The organism is bacterium SCSIO 12643, assembly GCA_024398135.1.
Lineage (GTDB): Bacteria > Bacteroidota > Bacteroidia > Flavobacteriales_G > Salibacteraceae > CAJXZP01.
The window spans coordinates 229665-245231 of sequence record CP073750.1; the positions used below are offsets into that span (position 1 = coordinate 229665).

General features: G+C 36.2%; 17 protein-coding genes. 6 read left to right on the forward strand and 11 right to left on the reverse strand.

All coding sequences use genetic code 11. The annotated features are described in order from the left end of the window. Positions 1-11 precede the first annotated feature (11 nt). Positions 12-890, forward strand: a complete 879-nt coding sequence (locus tag KFE94_01000) for a TlpA family protein disulfide reductase (GenBank protein UTW66720.1) — start codon at positions 12-14, stop codon at positions 888-890. Here KFE94_01000 and KFE94_01005 read toward each other — a convergent pair whose 3' ends face one another. From KFE94_01005 to nhaA, 3 genes are read right to left on the reverse strand one after another with little or no spacing between them, the layout of a single operon-like run. Beyond that, positions 891-1337, reverse strand: coding sequence for a GNAT family N-acetyltransferase (locus KFE94_01005; GenBank protein ID UTW68185.1), 447 nt, complete (start codon positions 1335-1337; stop codon positions 891-893). It abuts the gene before it with no gap. Between the two features lie 8 nt (positions 1338-1345). Then, positions 1346-1945 (reverse strand): hypothetical protein, encoded by a 600-nt coding sequence (locus tag KFE94_01010; GenBank protein UTW66721.1) that lies wholly within the window; start codon positions 1943-1945, stop codon positions 1346-1348. Between the two features lie 29 nt (positions 1946-1974). Then, on the reverse strand, positions 1975-3306 hold the full coding sequence (nhaA, locus tag KFE94_01015; protein ID UTW66722.1) for a Na+/H+ antiporter NhaA: 1332 nt from the start codon (positions 3304-3306) through the stop codon (positions 1975-1977). A gap of 128 nt (positions 3307-3434) precedes the next feature. Here nhaA and KFE94_01020 point away from each other — a divergent pair, with 128 nt between their 5' ends. The 5 genes from KFE94_01020 (at position 3435) to KFE94_01040 (ending at position 8086) form a co-directional block, all read left to right on the forward strand. Beyond that, positions 3435-3902, forward strand: a complete 468-nt coding sequence (locus KFE94_01020) for a low molecular weight phosphotyrosine protein phosphatase (GenBank protein UTW66723.1) — start codon at positions 3435-3437, stop codon at positions 3900-3902. A gap of 70 nt (positions 3903-3972) precedes the next feature. Continuing rightward, complete coding sequence (locus tag KFE94_01025; GenBank protein UTW66724.1) at positions 3973-4683, forward strand: SAM-dependent methyltransferase; 711 nt, start codon at positions 3973-3975, stop codon at positions 4681-4683. Positions 4684-4765: 82 nt separating this feature from the next. Beyond that, positions 4766-5572 (forward strand): 2,3,4,5-tetrahydropyridine-2,6-dicarboxylate N-succinyltransferase, encoded by an 807-nt coding sequence (locus KFE94_01030; protein ID UTW66725.1) that lies wholly within the window; start codon positions 4766-4768, stop codon positions 5570-5572. Next, a complete protein-coding gene (locus tag KFE94_01035) occupies positions 5572-6570 on the forward strand; it encodes a glycosyltransferase family 9 protein (GenBank protein ID UTW66726.1) in 999 nt (332 codons plus the stop codon). The genes KFE94_01030 and KFE94_01035 overlap by 1 nt, the downstream gene beginning before the upstream one ends. Before the next feature lie 106 nt (positions 6571-6676). After that, positions 6677-8086: a TonB-dependent receptor gene (locus KFE94_01040; GenBank protein ID UTW66727.1), complete on the forward strand. Its 1410-nt coding sequence runs from the start codon at positions 6677-6679 to the stop codon at positions 8084-8086. A gap of 38 nt (positions 8087-8124) precedes the next feature. On the opposite strand, the gene KFE94_01045 is transcribed toward KFE94_01040, so the two are convergent. From KFE94_01045 to ccoS, 8 genes are all read right to left on the reverse strand, one after another. Further along, complete coding sequence (locus KFE94_01045; GenBank protein UTW66728.1) at positions 8125-8883, reverse strand: response regulator transcription factor; 759 nt, start codon at positions 8881-8883, stop codon at positions 8125-8127. A gap of 243 nt (positions 8884-9126) precedes the next feature. Beyond that, positions 9127-9828 carry a sulfite exporter TauE/SafE family protein gene (locus tag KFE94_01050; GenBank protein ID UTW66729.1) on the reverse strand — a complete coding sequence of 234 codons (702 nt, stop codon included), beginning with the start codon at positions 9826-9828 and terminating at the stop codon, positions 9127-9129. Between the two features lie 11 nt (positions 9829-9839). Continuing rightward, positions 9840-10289 carry a FixH family protein gene (locus KFE94_01055; protein UTW66730.1) on the reverse strand — a complete coding sequence of 150 codons (450 nt, stop codon included), beginning with the start codon at positions 10287-10289 and terminating at the stop codon, positions 9840-9842. Positions 10290-10292: 3 nt separating this feature from the next. Continuing rightward, complete coding sequence (gene ccoG / locus KFE94_01060; protein ID UTW66731.1) at positions 10293-11726, reverse strand: cytochrome c oxidase accessory protein CcoG; 1434 nt, start codon at positions 11724-11726, stop codon at positions 10293-10295. Positions 11727-11832: 106 nt separating this feature from the next. After that, positions 11833-12744: a c-type cytochrome gene (locus KFE94_01065; GenBank protein UTW68186.1), complete on the reverse strand. Its 912-nt coding sequence runs from the start codon at positions 12742-12744 to the stop codon at positions 11833-11835. A 176-nt stretch (positions 12745-12920) separates the two neighbouring features. Beyond that, the gene (locus tag KFE94_01070) at positions 12921-13112 is read right to left on the reverse strand and encodes a CcoQ/FixQ family Cbb3-type cytochrome c oxidase assembly chaperone (protein ID UTW66732.1); all 192 of its coding nucleotides are present in this window, start codon (positions 13110-13112) and stop codon (positions 12921-12923) included. A 57-nt stretch (positions 13113-13169) separates the two neighbouring features. Next, a complete protein-coding gene (ccoN, locus tag KFE94_01075) occupies positions 13170-15329 on the reverse strand; it encodes a cytochrome-c oxidase, cbb3-type subunit I (protein ID UTW66733.1) in 2160 nt (719 codons plus the stop codon). Between the two features lie 30 nt (positions 15330-15359). Continuing rightward, the gene (gene ccoS / locus KFE94_01080) at positions 15360-15551 is read right to left on the reverse strand and encodes a cbb3-type cytochrome oxidase assembly protein CcoS (protein UTW66734.1); all 192 of its coding nucleotides are present in this window, start codon (positions 15549-15551) and stop codon (positions 15360-15362) included. Positions 15552-15567 lie beyond the last annotated feature (16 nt).

The window sequence follows — 15567 nt, forward strand, 5'->3', positions numbered from 1 at the left end:
ATTGATCGACTATGGAAGAACAAAAGATGAAGACCGAAGAAGAACGTTTAAAGCATGAGAAAAAAATGACGGGGTATCTCAGTTTATTTAACTTCTTACTCACTTTTCTGGTCGGATATTATTATGGTTTTCATTATGCCGCTGTTTTGGCTTCTTTAACCAGTCTAATCATTGGGTATACCAGAGATGAATCGGAAATTCCATTGTATAAACAAGTTTGGTCGTTAGCAAGTCCTTTTGTATTTGTGATTCTTATTGGCTTTATCAATCCTTCTGTTGTTCCTGTTGGGATTTCCGGAGTATTGTTTACTGCAATTGGTCTACATGTAAAAACATTAAACCAGGGAATCTATGTGAAGCTTATCATTCTGGGTACAGCATTTATTTTAGCTTTATATGGTGGATTAGTCCAGTACCCTAGATATGTTCAAAGTGTATTGGCACAGACTACTCATGAACAACTTCCTAATTTTTCCATACGTGATTTGGATGGGAATCAAATTTATCTAAGTGAATTGAAAGGTAAAGTTGTACTAGTCGACTATTGGGCTACATGGTGTAAGCCTTGTAGGGATGAATTTGTTGAACTTGAAGAAGTTGTGAAACACTATAAAGAAAATGACAAGGTTGTTTTCCTGATCACAAATGCCAAAGGAAGTGGAGATACATTAGAAAAAATTCAAAACTTCGTTCAATCTAATTCTTATCAATTGCCTTTTTACATTGATGATACCGGATTAGCAAGTCAGGCGGTTAACGTTTCAGCATTTCCTACTTTAGCATTAATTGATAAAAATGGCACATTGAGAATACATCATACAGGTTATTCAAATGCAGAAAACCTTAAAGATTATTTGATTGAACAAATTGATGCTTTGATTCAAGAGTAGCTATAGACGCTTAGAAAAACAAATACTATTGTCCACTCCCACATATGGAGGGTAATTATCAATCACATGATAGCCTTTAGATTGATATAAACCAATAGCACTTTCCATAGTCTTCCCCGTTTCTAAGACAATATCCGTATAACCTAAATCTTTCGCCCAGATTTCCAGTTCTTGCAAAACCTTTGATGCGATCCCCTGCCCTCTATTTTCTGGTAAAGTATACATCCTTTTGACTTCTACGGTTTGATCTTTAAACAACTTGAACGCACCGCATCCAATTGGTTTCTCTGAACTATAAATAACCACGACATTTTTGATTAGATCTATTTTATTATATTGATCATAAAAAGAATGCGCATCACCGTCAATTACCTCTAATTCGGAATCTAAATGTCTCACTAAACTCTTAAACCCTTTATTTTCAGAATCGGTTCGAAGTATTTTCATATTTTCAATTAATCCACCCATTCTATCTTAAATTCATGACGCATCAACTCTTCCCCTCTAAAGTCTTCTCCTATCTTTTTAAACTTAATAAATGTTAAATACATAGGCGTATCCAACTGTTTAAAATCCACTTCTTCATGTACATTGACATCGTAAATAACATCCACCTGACGTGTACAGATGTATCGTTTATTCACCCATTCATAATCACTAAATCGGTGGTTTAAACGAGATTCAATAAACCAAAAACATGGTTTTGTATTCGACACCAATAACTCTTTATTCGGATTCTTCCACACTTCATATATTGCTGCTTCAGAAAAACCATTCAAATCTTTAAAAGGAACATTTTTCAATGCATTTTTATAGGTGTTTTTTGAAAAGGATGCATTGACAAAAACACCTTCTTTATCGGGCATATCCACTATGATTTGAAAAGGTTTTCGCTTTACCTGAACCACATGATATTTAATGGGAAGCTGTTGACCATCCTGAACGATATATGCTTTAAAATGATGCGCAGGAAATTTGGGTGGGGTCGCTCCTAACGTAAACAACCAAACAAGCACCAAAATGAACCTGAAAGTATTTGTGTGAAATAGCTTCATAATATCCCTAAATATTAAAGCTGGCAAAACTATTCAGAATCTCTTTTATTGTAATAAAACTTTAAAATTAATAATCCTAAAATTGCCGCCACCAAAGAGGCCGCCATTACACCTACCTTGGCATGTTCTATAATTGATTTATCATCGAACGCTAAATCCGTGATAAAGATAGACATTGTAAACCCTATTCCCGCAAGCATTGCCGCACCGTATATTTCCATCCACGCCACATTATCAGGCAAAGTAGAGAGTTTTAACTTTACCATAAGCTTGGAAAACAATGAGATTCCCAGAAATTTCCCAAGTACCAAACCAAACATCACACCAAGTGCAACAGGATGTAACATCATATCTATAATAGAGCCCGAAATCTCTATACCTGCATTACTCAATGCAAATAGTGGTAAAACGAAATAGGCTACAAACGGGTGAATTGCATGTTCTAGTTTTTGTAATGGTGTTTGTACTTGCTCCATGGCCTTTTCCATTCCCGAAATAGCATGTGCCTGTTCAGTAGACAATAACTTACCCGATTTCATATTTTTTGTAAATACATCGGCATACTTTCTCCCCTTTTCTAAAAACTCTTGTTCAGATATTTTAGCTCTGGCAGGAATTGTAATCGCTATCAGCACCCCAGCAAAAGTGGCATGTATTCCAGAGTAAATAAACGCAATCCATACACCAAAAAGGCCCACAATTCCATAAAAGGTTCCACTTCTAATTCCAACCTTATTCGCAACGATTAAAACCACAATAAATGCCAATGCTACCCATAACTGATTAAAATCTATACTAGCCGGATCGGTATAAAACAAAGCAATCACCATAATCGCTCCTAGATCATCTGCAATTGCCAAAGCAGTTAAAAATATCTTTAGATTTATACTTACGCGATTCCCCAGAAGAGATAAAACTCCCAGAGTGAAACCAATATCTGTCGCCATGGGAATCCCCCAACCATTTGCGGTATCCGGATTATCATAATTAAAAAATGTATAAATCACCGCAGGCACAATCATTCCTCCTACTGCAGCCATAATTGGCATTGAAGCTTTTTTCAGAGAACTTAACTCCCCTTCCATCACTTCACGCTTGATTTCTAAACCAACCGTAAAGAAAAATATCGCCATCAATCCATCGTTAATCCAGTGATTCAAAGAAGCATCTAAATCAAACCAGTTCTCAAATTCAAACTCCATATGAATCTCATGCCATACATAATGATAAGAATGTGCCCAGGGTGAATTTGCCCAGATAATCGCAATGACTGCTGCGACAACCAGAATAATTCCACTGATGGTTTCTTTGGAGATAAATTCACGTCCATGTTCGGTGACTAAATGAGGTGTCTTTTTCATACGTATAGATTTATGGTACGCAAAATATATTACAAATCTGACAGGTAATAAAGTAATCCAGGCTGAAATCCGAAATAATTCAATGCTTTAGACCTCATTTATGCTTTATAATACTACTTTAGCCCACTATGAAAAGTGTCATGTTTGTATGTCTGGGAAACATCTGTAGATCCCCTATGGCTCACGGTATTTTTAGAGATAAAGCTCAAAAAAAAGGATTGAAGGTTCATATTGAATCTTCAGGTACATCCGGATTCCATGTTGGTGAACATGCGGACCCCAGGTCCATCAGCACCTTGCGTTCTAAGGGTATTGATATTCTGGACTTAAGATCTCGCAAGTTTGATTTTGTCGATTTCAAAGACTATGATTTTATTTTTACTATGGATCAACAAAATCAAAGTGATGTTTTGAGAATGGCAAAAGCTGCAAATAGTCAAAATACCCCTGAAATGATTATGAATTTGTCCCACCCGGGAGAAAACATATCGGTACCAGATCCATACTATGGCGGAACCACAGGGTTTGAAGATGTATACCAAATGCTAGACGAATCATTAGATGTATTGATCGAAAAAATTGAAAATCTTCAATAGTTTTCACCATAAACAAACAGCTATTATTTAGACGTGATTTATCACTTTTGTAGCCATTAAAATTTATAAAATGAATTCAGGTACATTGTTTTTAATTCCAACACCAATTAGTGATGCACCCATGCATTATGTGATTCCGGAAGGTAACAAAGAGCAACTGGCACATATCACTCACTTTTTAGTTGAGAAAGAAAAACCTGCAAGAGCTTCATTAAAAAAATTAAATCTTAAAAATAATATTCAAGATTTAAAGCTCTACAATATTGGAAAATACAGTGAGAGTAGTGATTATGAGTCATACTTTGCACCTATCTTCAATGGTGAAGATATGGGATTACTTTCAGATGCTGGCTGTCCTGGAATCGCTGATCCTGGATCAGATCTGGTAAAACTTGCTCATCAGTTTAATATAAAGGTGGTGCCTTTGGTAGGTCCATCTTCTATTTTCCTGGCACTAATGGCTTCCGGTTTAAATGGACAAAATTTTGCTTTTCACGGTTATTTACCTGTTAAAGATAAAGAGCGTAATAAGAGACTGAGGGAATTAGAACAGATTTCAACGAAAACCGGACAAACTCAAATATTCATCGAGACACCATATAGGAACGAACAGATGTTTGAAGCATTAAAAAAAACGCTTCGTGCAGACACAAAATTGTGCATGGCACTGGATACCACGAATTCAAATGAATATATCAAAACATTGGATATTGCAGAGTGGAAATCATATCAGCATCCATCTTTCCACAAAAGACCATGTGTCTTTTTATTTCAGGCTTAACGGCCATATTATTTAAAAGCAAAAGAGTTAATTAGAAATTGGTAGGCTACATTTGCCGACTAAATTAAAAGATCAAAATATCATGAGAGAAATCATTGAGCAAGCCTGGGAAAATAGAGACATGTTAAATGATCAAAAAGTGCAGGATACCATCCGTGAAGTAATCGAACAGATTGATTCAGGTAAACTGCGCGTGGCGGAGCCAACCGAAGATGGATGGCAAGTGAATGAATGGGTAAAGAAAGCTGTGGTTATGTACTTCCCTATTCAGAAAATGGAAACTATTGAAGTAGGTCCATTTGAATTCCATGATAAAATGAAATTAAAAACCGGTTACGAGCAAAAGGGAGTTCGTGTGGTTCCTCATGCTGTAGCAAGATACGGTTCTTACATTTCCAGTAATGTCATCATGATGCCTTCTTATGTAAACATTGGTGCTTATGTTGATGAAGGAACCATGGTCGATACATGGGCTACTGTAGGTTCTTGTGCACAAATTGGTAAGAATGTGCATTTATCCGGTGGTGTTGGAATTGGTGGAGTTTTAGAACCACTTCAAGCAGCACCTGTTATTATTGAAGACAATTGCTTTATTGGTTCACGTTGTATTGTTGTTGAGGGTGTTCGTGTTGAAACCGAAGCTGTTTTAGGAGCAAACGTGGTTTTGACCATGTCTACAAAAATCATAGACGTTTCTGGTGATGAACCTGTAGAATACAGAGGCATTGTTCCTGCGAGATCAGTTGTAATTCCCGGAACCATTGAAAAAGAGTTTCCGGCAGGAAAATATAATGTACCCGTAGCATTGATTATCGGTAAGCGTAAGCCAAGTACAGATAAAAAGACTTCACTTAATGATGCTTTACGTAACTTTAATGTTGCCGTTTAATGACCATCGTCCCAAATAAAATATTGATTATTCAAACCGCCTTTATTGGTGATGTAATTTTGGCCACCGCACTTATCGAAAAGATTCGTGCGCATTTGCCAAAAGCTCAAATTGACTATTTAGTACGTAAAGGCAATGAAGCTTTAGTACAAAATCATCCGCATATTAATGAGGTCATTATTTGGGATAAAAAAAGTGGAAAGTATAAGAATTTATATCGCTTACTCAAGCAAATTCGAAACTCCGAATATGATGCGATTGTAAATACACAAAGGTTTGGTGCAACTGGAATGTTAACCGCATTATCCAAAGCCAAAATACGTTCCGGTTTTTCCAAAAATCCTTTTTCTATTGGATTTACGCATTCGGCCCCACATGAGATTGGAGATGGCACGCATGAAGTAGAGCGAAATCAAAAACTAATTTCATTTTTCACTGATGATATTGCTGCAAAACCCCGACTGTATCCTTCAAAGGAAGATTTTGATACAGTATCTCAATATCAGAGTCTACCTTATATTACGATCTCTCCTACTTCCGTATGGTTTACCAAGCAATATCCAGCTTACAAATGGGTAGAATTGATTGATCAAATTCCTGAAAATCTTAATGTATTTCTTTTAGGTGGGCCGGATGATAAAGAGGTCATTGATCAGCTTATAGCCAAATGCCAATTAAATATTCCGGAAAATCTAGCAGGACAATTATCATTTCTACAATCTGCGGCTTTGATGAAAAGTGCCAGAATGAATTATGTCAACGATTCCGGACCACTTCACCTCTGCTCTGCAATGAACGCACCGGTAACATCAGTTTTTTGTTCAACTATACCAGATTTCGGCTTTACACCGTTATCAGATAATAAACATGTTATAGAAACAGCATCAAAATTAGATTGTAGACCTTGTGGACTTCATGGACATAAAAGCTGTCCAGAGAACCATTTCGAATGCGCAAATACAGTGGAAACAAGACAATTGTTATCAACATTAGAATAATCATTTAGGAATGATTAAAATATCATTAAAATTGGAACAAAACCCAGTAAAAAGTGTGTTTTTCCAATAATTCAAAATAATTTTGAGGAGATAAAAAATAAAGAGAATGGACACCGCACGAAAACTAACAGTTAACGAAAAAGCATTAGCTGTAAACCTTGACCCTCATGTCTATGGATCATTTTCAGAAATTGGTGCAGGTCAGGAAGTTGCTGCCAATTTTTTTCAAGCCGGAGGGGCCTCCGGTACAATTGCTTTGACGCAATCGGCTTATGATAAAAAGATCTCTAATGCCATTTATGGAGAAGGTAAGCGATTTGTAAGTAAGCAACGTTTGGTGAGAATGATGGAGCATGATTATGCAAATATCACAGACAAATTGAGCGATCGTAAAGACGACACATGTTTTTTCGCATTTGCTGATACAATAGAGACTTTAAATTTCCATAAAACCAATCAGGGACACGGTTGGATGGGTATTACCTTTCAAAGAAAAGCCAATACCGCACCAAACCAAATTGTCATGCACGTCATCTTACATGATAATGATCCTTTGTTACAACAAAAGGCCGTTGGACGTCTGGGAGTAAATTTGGTTCATGGCGTATACAATAAAACACATTCCATTAAGGAGTTTTTAACCTCTCTAATGGATGGATTAAGTCGTTCTCGTGTAGAGATTGACATGTTCAATATCATTGGACCAGACTTCGAAAATGTAGACAACAGATTAATTAGTTTGAAACTGGTGAAATTGGGGTTAACCCCTGTAGCCATGTTTGGACCTGACGGGAATAACGTTCAGGCATCCGAGATTTTATATAAAAAGAACCTTTTGGTTTTACGTGGTCGTTTCCGTCCTCCTACCCTTGTAAACGTTGATATGTTATTAGCTGGATACCGACAGTTTGTAAAAGAAGAAGATGTAGTCAAAAAGGATCTTATTGTACTATCTGAGCTTTCATTGAATAATCTTTTAATGGGGGATGATCAAAAGAAAGAACGTGATTACATGGATCGTGTGGACATTTTATGTTCATTGGGACAAACTGTAATTATTACCAACTATCAGCACTATTATAAATTGACCAATTATCTATCTGATGTAAACAGAGGGCGTAAGATTGGCGTTTTGATGGGGGTGAATAATCTCGAGGCTATTTTCAATCCAACATATTATAAGAATCTAAAAGGTGGAATCCTGGAATCTTTTGGTCGCTTATTTGGCCGAAATATCAAACTATTAATCTACCCGGCTACGGATGCTGAGGATGGTAGTTTACATACATGTGAAAATGTACAGATTGATAAAACTTTGATGCACTTATTCATGTATTTGATTGAGAATAATCAAATTGAAGATATTAAGAATTGTAACCGTGATTTACTGACTATTTTCTCAGACGATGTGCTGGAAATGATTGGAAGTAATAAAGCTGGTTGGGAAAAAATGGTACCAAACAAAGTCGCCCGGACCATTAAGTCCAACGGAATGTTTGGATATTCAAGTAACTAAATACAAAAAGCGCTGTTGAAATCAACAGCGCTTTTTCTTTAATAATTCATCCAGGAAAGAAAGTCATTCACCCTACTCCTTGTAACCAACACTTCTGATTCATATTCAGGTTGAATCACTAACTTTAGTCTACTATTGAAATATTTGTGAATCCCCTTTATACACGTATTATTGAGTAGTAAATGTCTATTTACTCTAAAAAACTGTTTTGGGTCAAGTTGATTCGTAACTTGCTCTAAAGAAAAATCTACGATGAGTTTTTTACCATCCTTTTTTACCAGATACACCGTATTCCCCTCAGCATAAAAGAATCCTATATCGTGGGTATGTACCCGTTTATATTGATCTCCAACTTTAATTAAAAAATTGGATTTATATGATTTTTCAATTTTACGTGCAATCAGATTATTCAATACATCATCAGTGAGGTTATTTCTTTTACTCCACAATGATTCGTACTTATTTAAAGCTGACTTTAGATCATTTTCATCAATCGGCTTTAACAAATAATCAATACTATTAAGTTTAAATGCCTTTAAAGCAAATTCATCATATGCAGTGGTAAAAATGATCGGAGTTTGAATATTGACCTGCTTAAATAATTCAAAACTGGTTCCATCAATTAATTGAATATCAGAAATAATTAAATCAATTTCCACATCCCGGGTAAACCATTCTTTACCTTGTTGGACACTTCTAACCTGATCAACAATCTCTACATCCTGACGAATATTCGCTAATGTTCGCTTCAACTCATTCGCTAACAAATTTTCGTCTTCAATAATTAATACTCGCATACACTCTAAGATTCATTTCAAAACTACATTAATAGACACCTTGAAATTGTTAAAACATTGCATCATCAAGTCGGATTTATTTTATTGGTTAACTAGATTTATAATCGGGAAAAAAATAAGGACGAACGATTATTTTACCACACTAAGCATACTATTCTTAAAATGTGAAATGCACATAGAGCTATGTCAAATGCAAAAGGATTAACATTAATTACATTTGAATGGAATTTTTAGACTTACGAACTAGTCACATTGAGTGATTTCAGGGTCTACTCTGTCAATATGAGGACTTAAATAATGAATCCCCAAATTCATCCCTCTTAATATGAATAACACCCCAATGATAAAAACCATATACGGAATGGCTTTCTGAAGTTTATTTCTAAACTGCACGGTTACGAAACTTCCTAAAACCGTTGCCGTATACATCATGGGGATGGTTCCTAACCCAAAAAACATCATAAAGGACATCCCTCCTAACATATCTCCCTCAGCAATCGCACCGGCCAATGCTATGTAAACCATGGCACATGGAAGTAAACCGTTCAATACACCAATAAAAAATAAAGATTCAACAGACGACTTTTTAAACAACCGTCCAAATACCGATTTCAACTTCCCTATATACTTAAAGGTTAAGGCATCAATATTTGCCATAGCTGAAATCTTAGGTAATACCACAGATAGAATCATGAATATACCCGCAAAAATAGATAGTGATCGTTGCACACCGGCCATTATTAAACTCTTACCGATGAGTCCAAAGGCCAATCCTAACATACCGTAGGTAACCAATCTGCCCAAATTATAAGCAAATGCTCCAAAAAGTTGGCTCGCCAGTGAATTTCGATTCAATGGGAGGGCAAATGCTATAGGGCCGCACATTCCCAAACAATGGAAACTACTGACCAACCCAATCGTTATTGCTGCCCACCACTGAATCATCTATATCTTATTTAATGAATAAAAATGTTCTTCTCCAAATAACATTCTTTACCATCAATATTCCACTTAACCTGGATCTGATATTTCCCTCTTTCAAAATTATTTGCTGAAATCATTTGTTGTCCGGAATCATCCAAATCCAGTGGAATCGTTAAATCTAATTTTGAATTGGAAGGTCTGTAAAAATGTACTTCTCCTTCTGCATCTGTAGACTCAAAATCACCATTTAAATCTAATTGCCAATTGGCTTCAACTTTAGTCCAATTTAATTGGGTATTCAACTCCAATGCATTTTTCACCTGATCAATTTGATCTTGAAACTGCATTTCCTTCGCATAATAATCTTCGGTAACTAACTCGGTATTCTTATCATCTGCCATACTTCTAATTAGTACAGAAGTGAATACTACGACAATGGTTACTGGTATTGCTATGGCTGCATGCCCCCAGGTAAATCTCATATATTATTGAATTGGCCCTAAGAACATCGTTTTAACCGTGGTTAATGTTCTATCGGAATTATTAATATTCAATTTAAGTTTTGTTTTATAGTCTGTGACTCTATCCGCATCAATGATCACAAACAATGCTCCTTCTGCAGAACCACCTGCTGGTACAACCGGAGCATGTCCGATCAATTTCACCTCTGCGCCTTCAAAATCATCAATTACAAAATTAACATCAATTTCGTCTTTTGTTTTATTAATTATCTTGTAGGTATATAAATTCTTTAGCTGATCACCTTCTTTTTGATATGTAGTTCCCTGACTTCTTAATACCGTAGCTTCTACTGGAGATCTTAAAGCCAATAGAATCACCATTGCTGACATTAACAATCCAAGTACTGCACTATATGCAATTAAACGTGGCGTAAACTTAAATGGCTCCTTTTTCTCAATGTTTTCGATAGATGCATATCTAATCAAACCTTTAGGTTTAGAAATACTATCCATAATGCTATCACACGCATCAATACATGCTGTACAATTCACACATTCCAACTGTGTTCCGTTACGAATATCAATTCCTGTTGGGCACACATCTACGCAGGCTTTACAATCGATACAATCTCCTTTTCCAGCTGCTTCTCTATCTTCGTTTTTCTTAAATCTTGCACGTCCATTGGTACTTTCACCTCTTACAAAGTCATACGCCACAACGATTGACTTATTATCTAAAAGTGCCCCCTGAAGTCTTCCATAAGGACAAACGATGATACAAGCTTGTTCTCTAAATCTCGCAAATACGCCATAAAATACTCCGGTGAAGATGACCATTGATATAAACCCGGTTGTATTTTCAAATGGAGATGTAGTAAGTAATTCATTTACCTGCTCTACCCCAATGATATAAGAAAGGAAGGTATGGGCGATGATTATGGAAATCAGGATAAATAGAAAATTCTTTATGCCTTTCTTTCTGATCTTCTCAGCATTCCATGGCATTTTATCCAATTTCTTTTGTTTTCTCCAATCTCCTTCAATCCAATATTCAATTTTTCTGAATACCATCTCCAGAAAAATAGTTTGCGGACATATCCATCCACAGAAAATCCTTCCAAATACTGTTGTAAATAGAATGATAAATACAATTGCCGTTAGCATGGCAATTACAAATAGAAAGAAGTCTTGTGGCCAGAATATTTGCCCGAAAATGACAAACTTTCTTTCTATAATGTTAAAAAGTAATAGTGGCTCCCCATCAATTTTCACAAATGGGCCACCAAATAATATGATTAATAATATCCAGGAAACGATTGACCTTCTGTTATAGAATCTCCCTTTCGGTTTTCTGGGATATACCCATTTTCTTTTTCCTTCATCGTCAATGGTTCCTATGGAATCTCTAAAAGAACCTCTTTCTTCTAGAATTTCTCCATAATTATTTCCCTCATCCATATCAAATCTTTTATTGTGTAGAAAACAAAACACCTTGAAAGAGCTGTAGTACAGTCAATCAAGGTGTTTCATATTGTTATTTTGTATTCATGAATATCCTTTCGGATTATTCACCTGTCCACTTGTCGCCTTCAGGTGCTTTTCCGCCTTCAGGATTTGTTCCTTGTAAGCTTAATACAAAACTAGCTACTTTTTGAATATCAGTTGGTGACAATTGTGACTCCCAGGAAATCATTCCTTTTTCAGGAACACCAACTTTAATGGTACGGAATACATTTTTAATTCCTCCACCATGTAACCAATACTCATCTGTTAAGTTTGGACCTACACTACCACCACCATTTGGTAAGTGACAAGCTACACAATTCGTATTATAAATCTCAGCTCCAGCAGCTAAATCAGCTTCAGAAGTCAATAGAGTTGCAGAATTCTCATCTACACTTGCACCACGTTTTGCAGCTTCTTCTTCAGCTAATTTCATTTCAGCCACAAACTCGTTATGTCCTACATGACTATCTACATTAAACAGATAATACCACATATACACACCTGAGAAGAAAATAGTGATATAGAATCCCATCAACCACCAAGGTGGAAGGTTATTATCTAACTCGTGAATTCCATCATAATCATGATCTAACAAGATTTCATCCTCATGCTCTATCGCTACTGCATCGGTTAAACCTAAGCTACTGAACATACCATCTTCTGTGGTAACCTCAGCATCTTCAGCACTCGCTTTTAATGCATTCGTAATTTTCTTTACATTCACCAACAAGATGATGATCACAAATAATAAAAAAGCATTAATTGAGATTAAAAGTAATTCCAGGCTTGAATCTAACACAAATTCTGAAGAACCTCCTCCTTGTGCAAAAACACTCGTACTTGATATCAAAAGTAAACCTGTAAGAGCTGTTGCTGCATTAGGTGCATATTTTTTCCAGATCGATACATTTCCAGTTAATGATTTAAACACACTAGAAATAACGTATAGCAATACGATTTGCACCACCATCATTCCCACTAAAATGTAGGTCAAACTTGTATCACTAATTCCGCTTTCGCCTCCATTGGCAAACGCCCCGAATGATGAAAGCATCATGGCGGATAACAGGGCATATTTAAGTCTCCCGCTTTGGGCAACTATATTCTTAGTTTGGTTGAATATTTTCATTTCCAAATAATTTTCGATTAAATATTAATTTTCATTTCGTCATCCTGAAAAGGCAAACTAGAAATTTCATCTGCTGTTCCCTTCTCCATTGAGAAAAAAGCGTAGTAAGAAACGTACAAAAAGATCAGAACGAACATTACTAAGGCTACTGAAGCCAGATAATCCATTCCTTCAATTGTCGCTAGATGATTTTTTATAAACTTTAACATGACTTTCTTAGTTTGTAGCTCCTCTTCTATTTAGAAGAGGAGCATTTTCAAATTGACTTATTTTTTATGAATATCAGTTCCCAACCTTTGTAGATAAGCAATCAATGCAACAATCTCTTTATCTGGAGAACATTCGATACCCTTAGCTTTTAGATTTTTAGAAATTTGCACAGCTTGCTTTTCTAAATCCGCCATTGCTTGTGCTTCATACCCTTCTGGGTAAGGAACACCGATCTTACGTAATGCACCGATCTTATCTTCTAAGTGCGATGTATTCATTACATCTCTAATAATCCAAGGATATCTTGGCATAATCGAATTTGGACTTGTAGTTTCTGGATCGAACATATGATTGTAATGCCAATCATCACTATACTTTCCACCTAATCTATGTAAGTCCGGACCTGTTCTTTTAGAACCCCATAAGTGTGGGTGGTCGTAAACATACTCACCTGCTTTAGAATATTCCATTCCATTAGGATCGTATCTCACTACCTCACTTCTGAAAGGTCTAATCATTTGAGAGTGACAGTTATTACATCCTTCTCTAATATAAATATCTCTACCTTCTAACTCTAACGGAGTATATGGTTGTACACTGGTAATTGTAGGAACATTAGACTTAATCAAGAATGTAGGTAACATCTCAATTGCACCACCAATCGCTACTGCTACGAAAGTCCAAACCATAAATTGAACTGGTTTTCTTTCAATCCATCTGTGCCAGTGGTCACCTGAATGTTTAGTATATGTAGTAGTTAATGCAGGAGCAGAAGCAGCTTCAACTTTAGACAAAGTACCTTGTGCAGCTGTTTTAACCAGGTTCCATGTTGCTAATAAAATACCAGTGAAATATAATAACCCTCCTAAAGCTCTTAGTTTATATAAAGGAGCCAGTACAGTTACAGTTTGTAAGAAGTTTGGATAAGCCAACATTCCTTCATCTGTGAATTGTTTCCACATAGATGCTTGTACCCATCCTGCCCAATACATTGGAATAGCCCAGAATAACAATCCTAAAGTTCCAATCCAGAAGTGAACGTTTGCTAATTTAATAGACCAAAGTTTAGTGTTCCACATTTTTGGTACTAACCAGTAGAACATACCAAATGTTAAGAATCCATTCCATCCTAGTGCTCCAACGTGAACGTGAGCAGGAATCCAGTCAGTGTAGTGTGCAATTGCATTTAATGATTTCACAGAAAGCATAGGTCCTTCAAAAGTTGACATACCGTATGCAGTAATTGCAATTACAAAGAATTTTAATACTGGTTCTTCACGAACTCTATCCCAGGCACCTCTTAATGTTAACAATCCGTTGATCATACCACCCCAAGAAGGGAAAATCAACATCACTGAGAATGCAGTACCTAATGTTTGTGCCCAATCTGGTAAAGCTGTATATAATAAGTGGTGAGGACCAGCCCAGATATACAAGAAAATTAATGCCCAGAAGTGAATAATCGATAATCTATAAGAGTAAACGGGTCTTCTTGCCGCTTTAGGCACGAAGTAATACATCAGACCCAAGTATGGCGTAGTTAAGAAGAATGCCACCGCATTGTGACCATACCACCATTGTACCAATGCATCTTGTACACCTGCATACCATGAATATGATTTAAACATATGCACCGGCATCTCGAAAGAGTTTACTACGTGTAATAAAGCTACAGTAATGAAAGTTGCCAAATAGAACCAAATAGCCACATACATATGACGCTCTCTACGCTTGATAATGGTCATAATCATGTTTAAACCAAACACAACCCAAATCAAGGTAATTGCAATATCAATAGGCCATTCTAATTCAGCATACTCTTTACTTGTTGTAATCCCTAAAGGCAACGTAATTGCTGCAGAAAGAATGATTAACTGCCATCCCCAGAAGTTGATGTTGGATAACATCTTACTCCACATTGGCGTTTTAAGAAGACGAGGCATTGAATAATAAACCCCAGCAAAAATTCCGTTACCCACAAAAGCAAAAATTACCGCATTCGTATGAAGCGGTCTAATTCTACCGAAAGTGGTATAAGCCAAGTCGAAATTCAACACCGGAAATGCTAACTGTAATGCTACGGTTAATCCCACAAGCATACCAATTATTCCGAATGCTACGGAGGCGATAATAAACTTCCTTACGATATCATTATCGTACTCGAAGTGTTCTACGTTACCGGAAACATGTTCCGGATTGGTAATTGTTTCTGCCATTTTTAGCGATTTAATTGTTTTCTGATTATTTTATTTTGATTGTGTTTTTACTTTTTTGGAAGGGTTAATCTCCTGTTCATAGTTTTCATCATCAAATAACATGCGTACCGAAGGCGTATAGTCATCCTCATATTGTCCATTCTTAATGGCCCAGAAAAAAGCTCCTAAAAAGAATAAAGCAGCTAACAAACTGAATCCCACTAAAATAAAAATTACGCTCATTTTAACGCTTTTTAAC

Excerpts from the sequence above, each read along its gene's own strand:
- KFE94_01000 (UTW66720.1), top strand. The coding sequence starts at position 12 with ATGGAAGAACAAAAGATGAAGACCGAAGAAGAACGTTTAAAGCATGAG.
- KFE94_01005 (UTW68185.1), bottom strand. The coding sequence starts at position 1,337 with ATGAAAATACTTCGAACCGATTCTGAAAATAAAGGGTTTAAGAGTTTA.
- KFE94_01010 (UTW66721.1), bottom strand. The coding sequence starts at position 1,945 with ATGAAGCTATTTCACACAAATACTTTCAGGTTCATTTTGGTGCTTGTT.
- nhaA (UTW66722.1), bottom strand. The coding sequence starts at position 3,306 with ATGAAAAAGACACCTCATTTAGTCACCGAACATGGACGTGAATTTATC.
- KFE94_01020 (UTW66723.1), top strand. The coding sequence starts at position 3,435 with ATGAAAAGTGTCATGTTTGTATGTCTGGGAAACATCTGTAGATCCCCT.
- KFE94_01025 (UTW66724.1), top strand. The coding sequence starts at position 3,973 with ATGAATTCAGGTACATTGTTTTTAATTCCAACACCAATTAGTGATGCA.
- KFE94_01030 (UTW66725.1), top strand. The coding sequence starts at position 4,766 with ATGAGAGAAATCATTGAGCAAGCCTGGGAAAATAGAGACATGTTAAAT.
- KFE94_01035 (UTW66726.1), top strand. The coding sequence starts at position 5,572 with ATGACCATCGTCCCAAATAAAATATTGATTATTCAAACCGCCTTTATT.
- KFE94_01040 (UTW66727.1), top strand. The coding sequence starts at position 6,677 with ATGGACACCGCACGAAAACTAACAGTTAACGAAAAAGCATTAGCTGTA.
- KFE94_01045 (UTW66728.1), bottom strand. The coding sequence starts at position 8,883 with ATGCGAGTATTAATTATTGAAGACGAAAATTTGTTAGCGAATGAGTTG.
- KFE94_01050 (UTW66729.1), bottom strand. The coding sequence starts at position 9,828 with ATGATTCAGTGGTGGGCAGCAATAACGATTGGGTTGGTCAGTAGTTTC.
- KFE94_01055 (UTW66730.1), bottom strand. The coding sequence starts at position 10,289 with ATGAGATTTACCTGGGGGCATGCAGCCATAGCAATACCAGTAACCATT.
- ccoG (UTW66731.1), bottom strand. The coding sequence starts at position 11,726 with ATGGATGAGGGAAATAATTATGGAGAAATTCTAGAAGAAAGAGGTTCT.
- KFE94_01065 (UTW68186.1), bottom strand. The coding sequence starts at position 12,744 with ATGGTGGTGCAAATCGTATTGCTATACGTTATTTCTAGTGTGTTTAAA.
- KFE94_01070 (UTW66732.1), bottom strand. The coding sequence starts at position 13,112 with ATGTTAAAGTTTATAAAAAATCATCTAGCGACAATTGAAGGAATGGAT.
- ccoN (UTW66733.1), bottom strand. The coding sequence starts at position 15,329 with ATGGCAGAAACAATTACCAATCCGGAACATGTTTCCGGTAACGTAGAA.
- ccoS (UTW66734.1), bottom strand. The coding sequence starts at position 15,551 with ATGAGCGTAATTTTTATTTTAGTGGGATTCAGTTTGTTAGCTGCTTTA.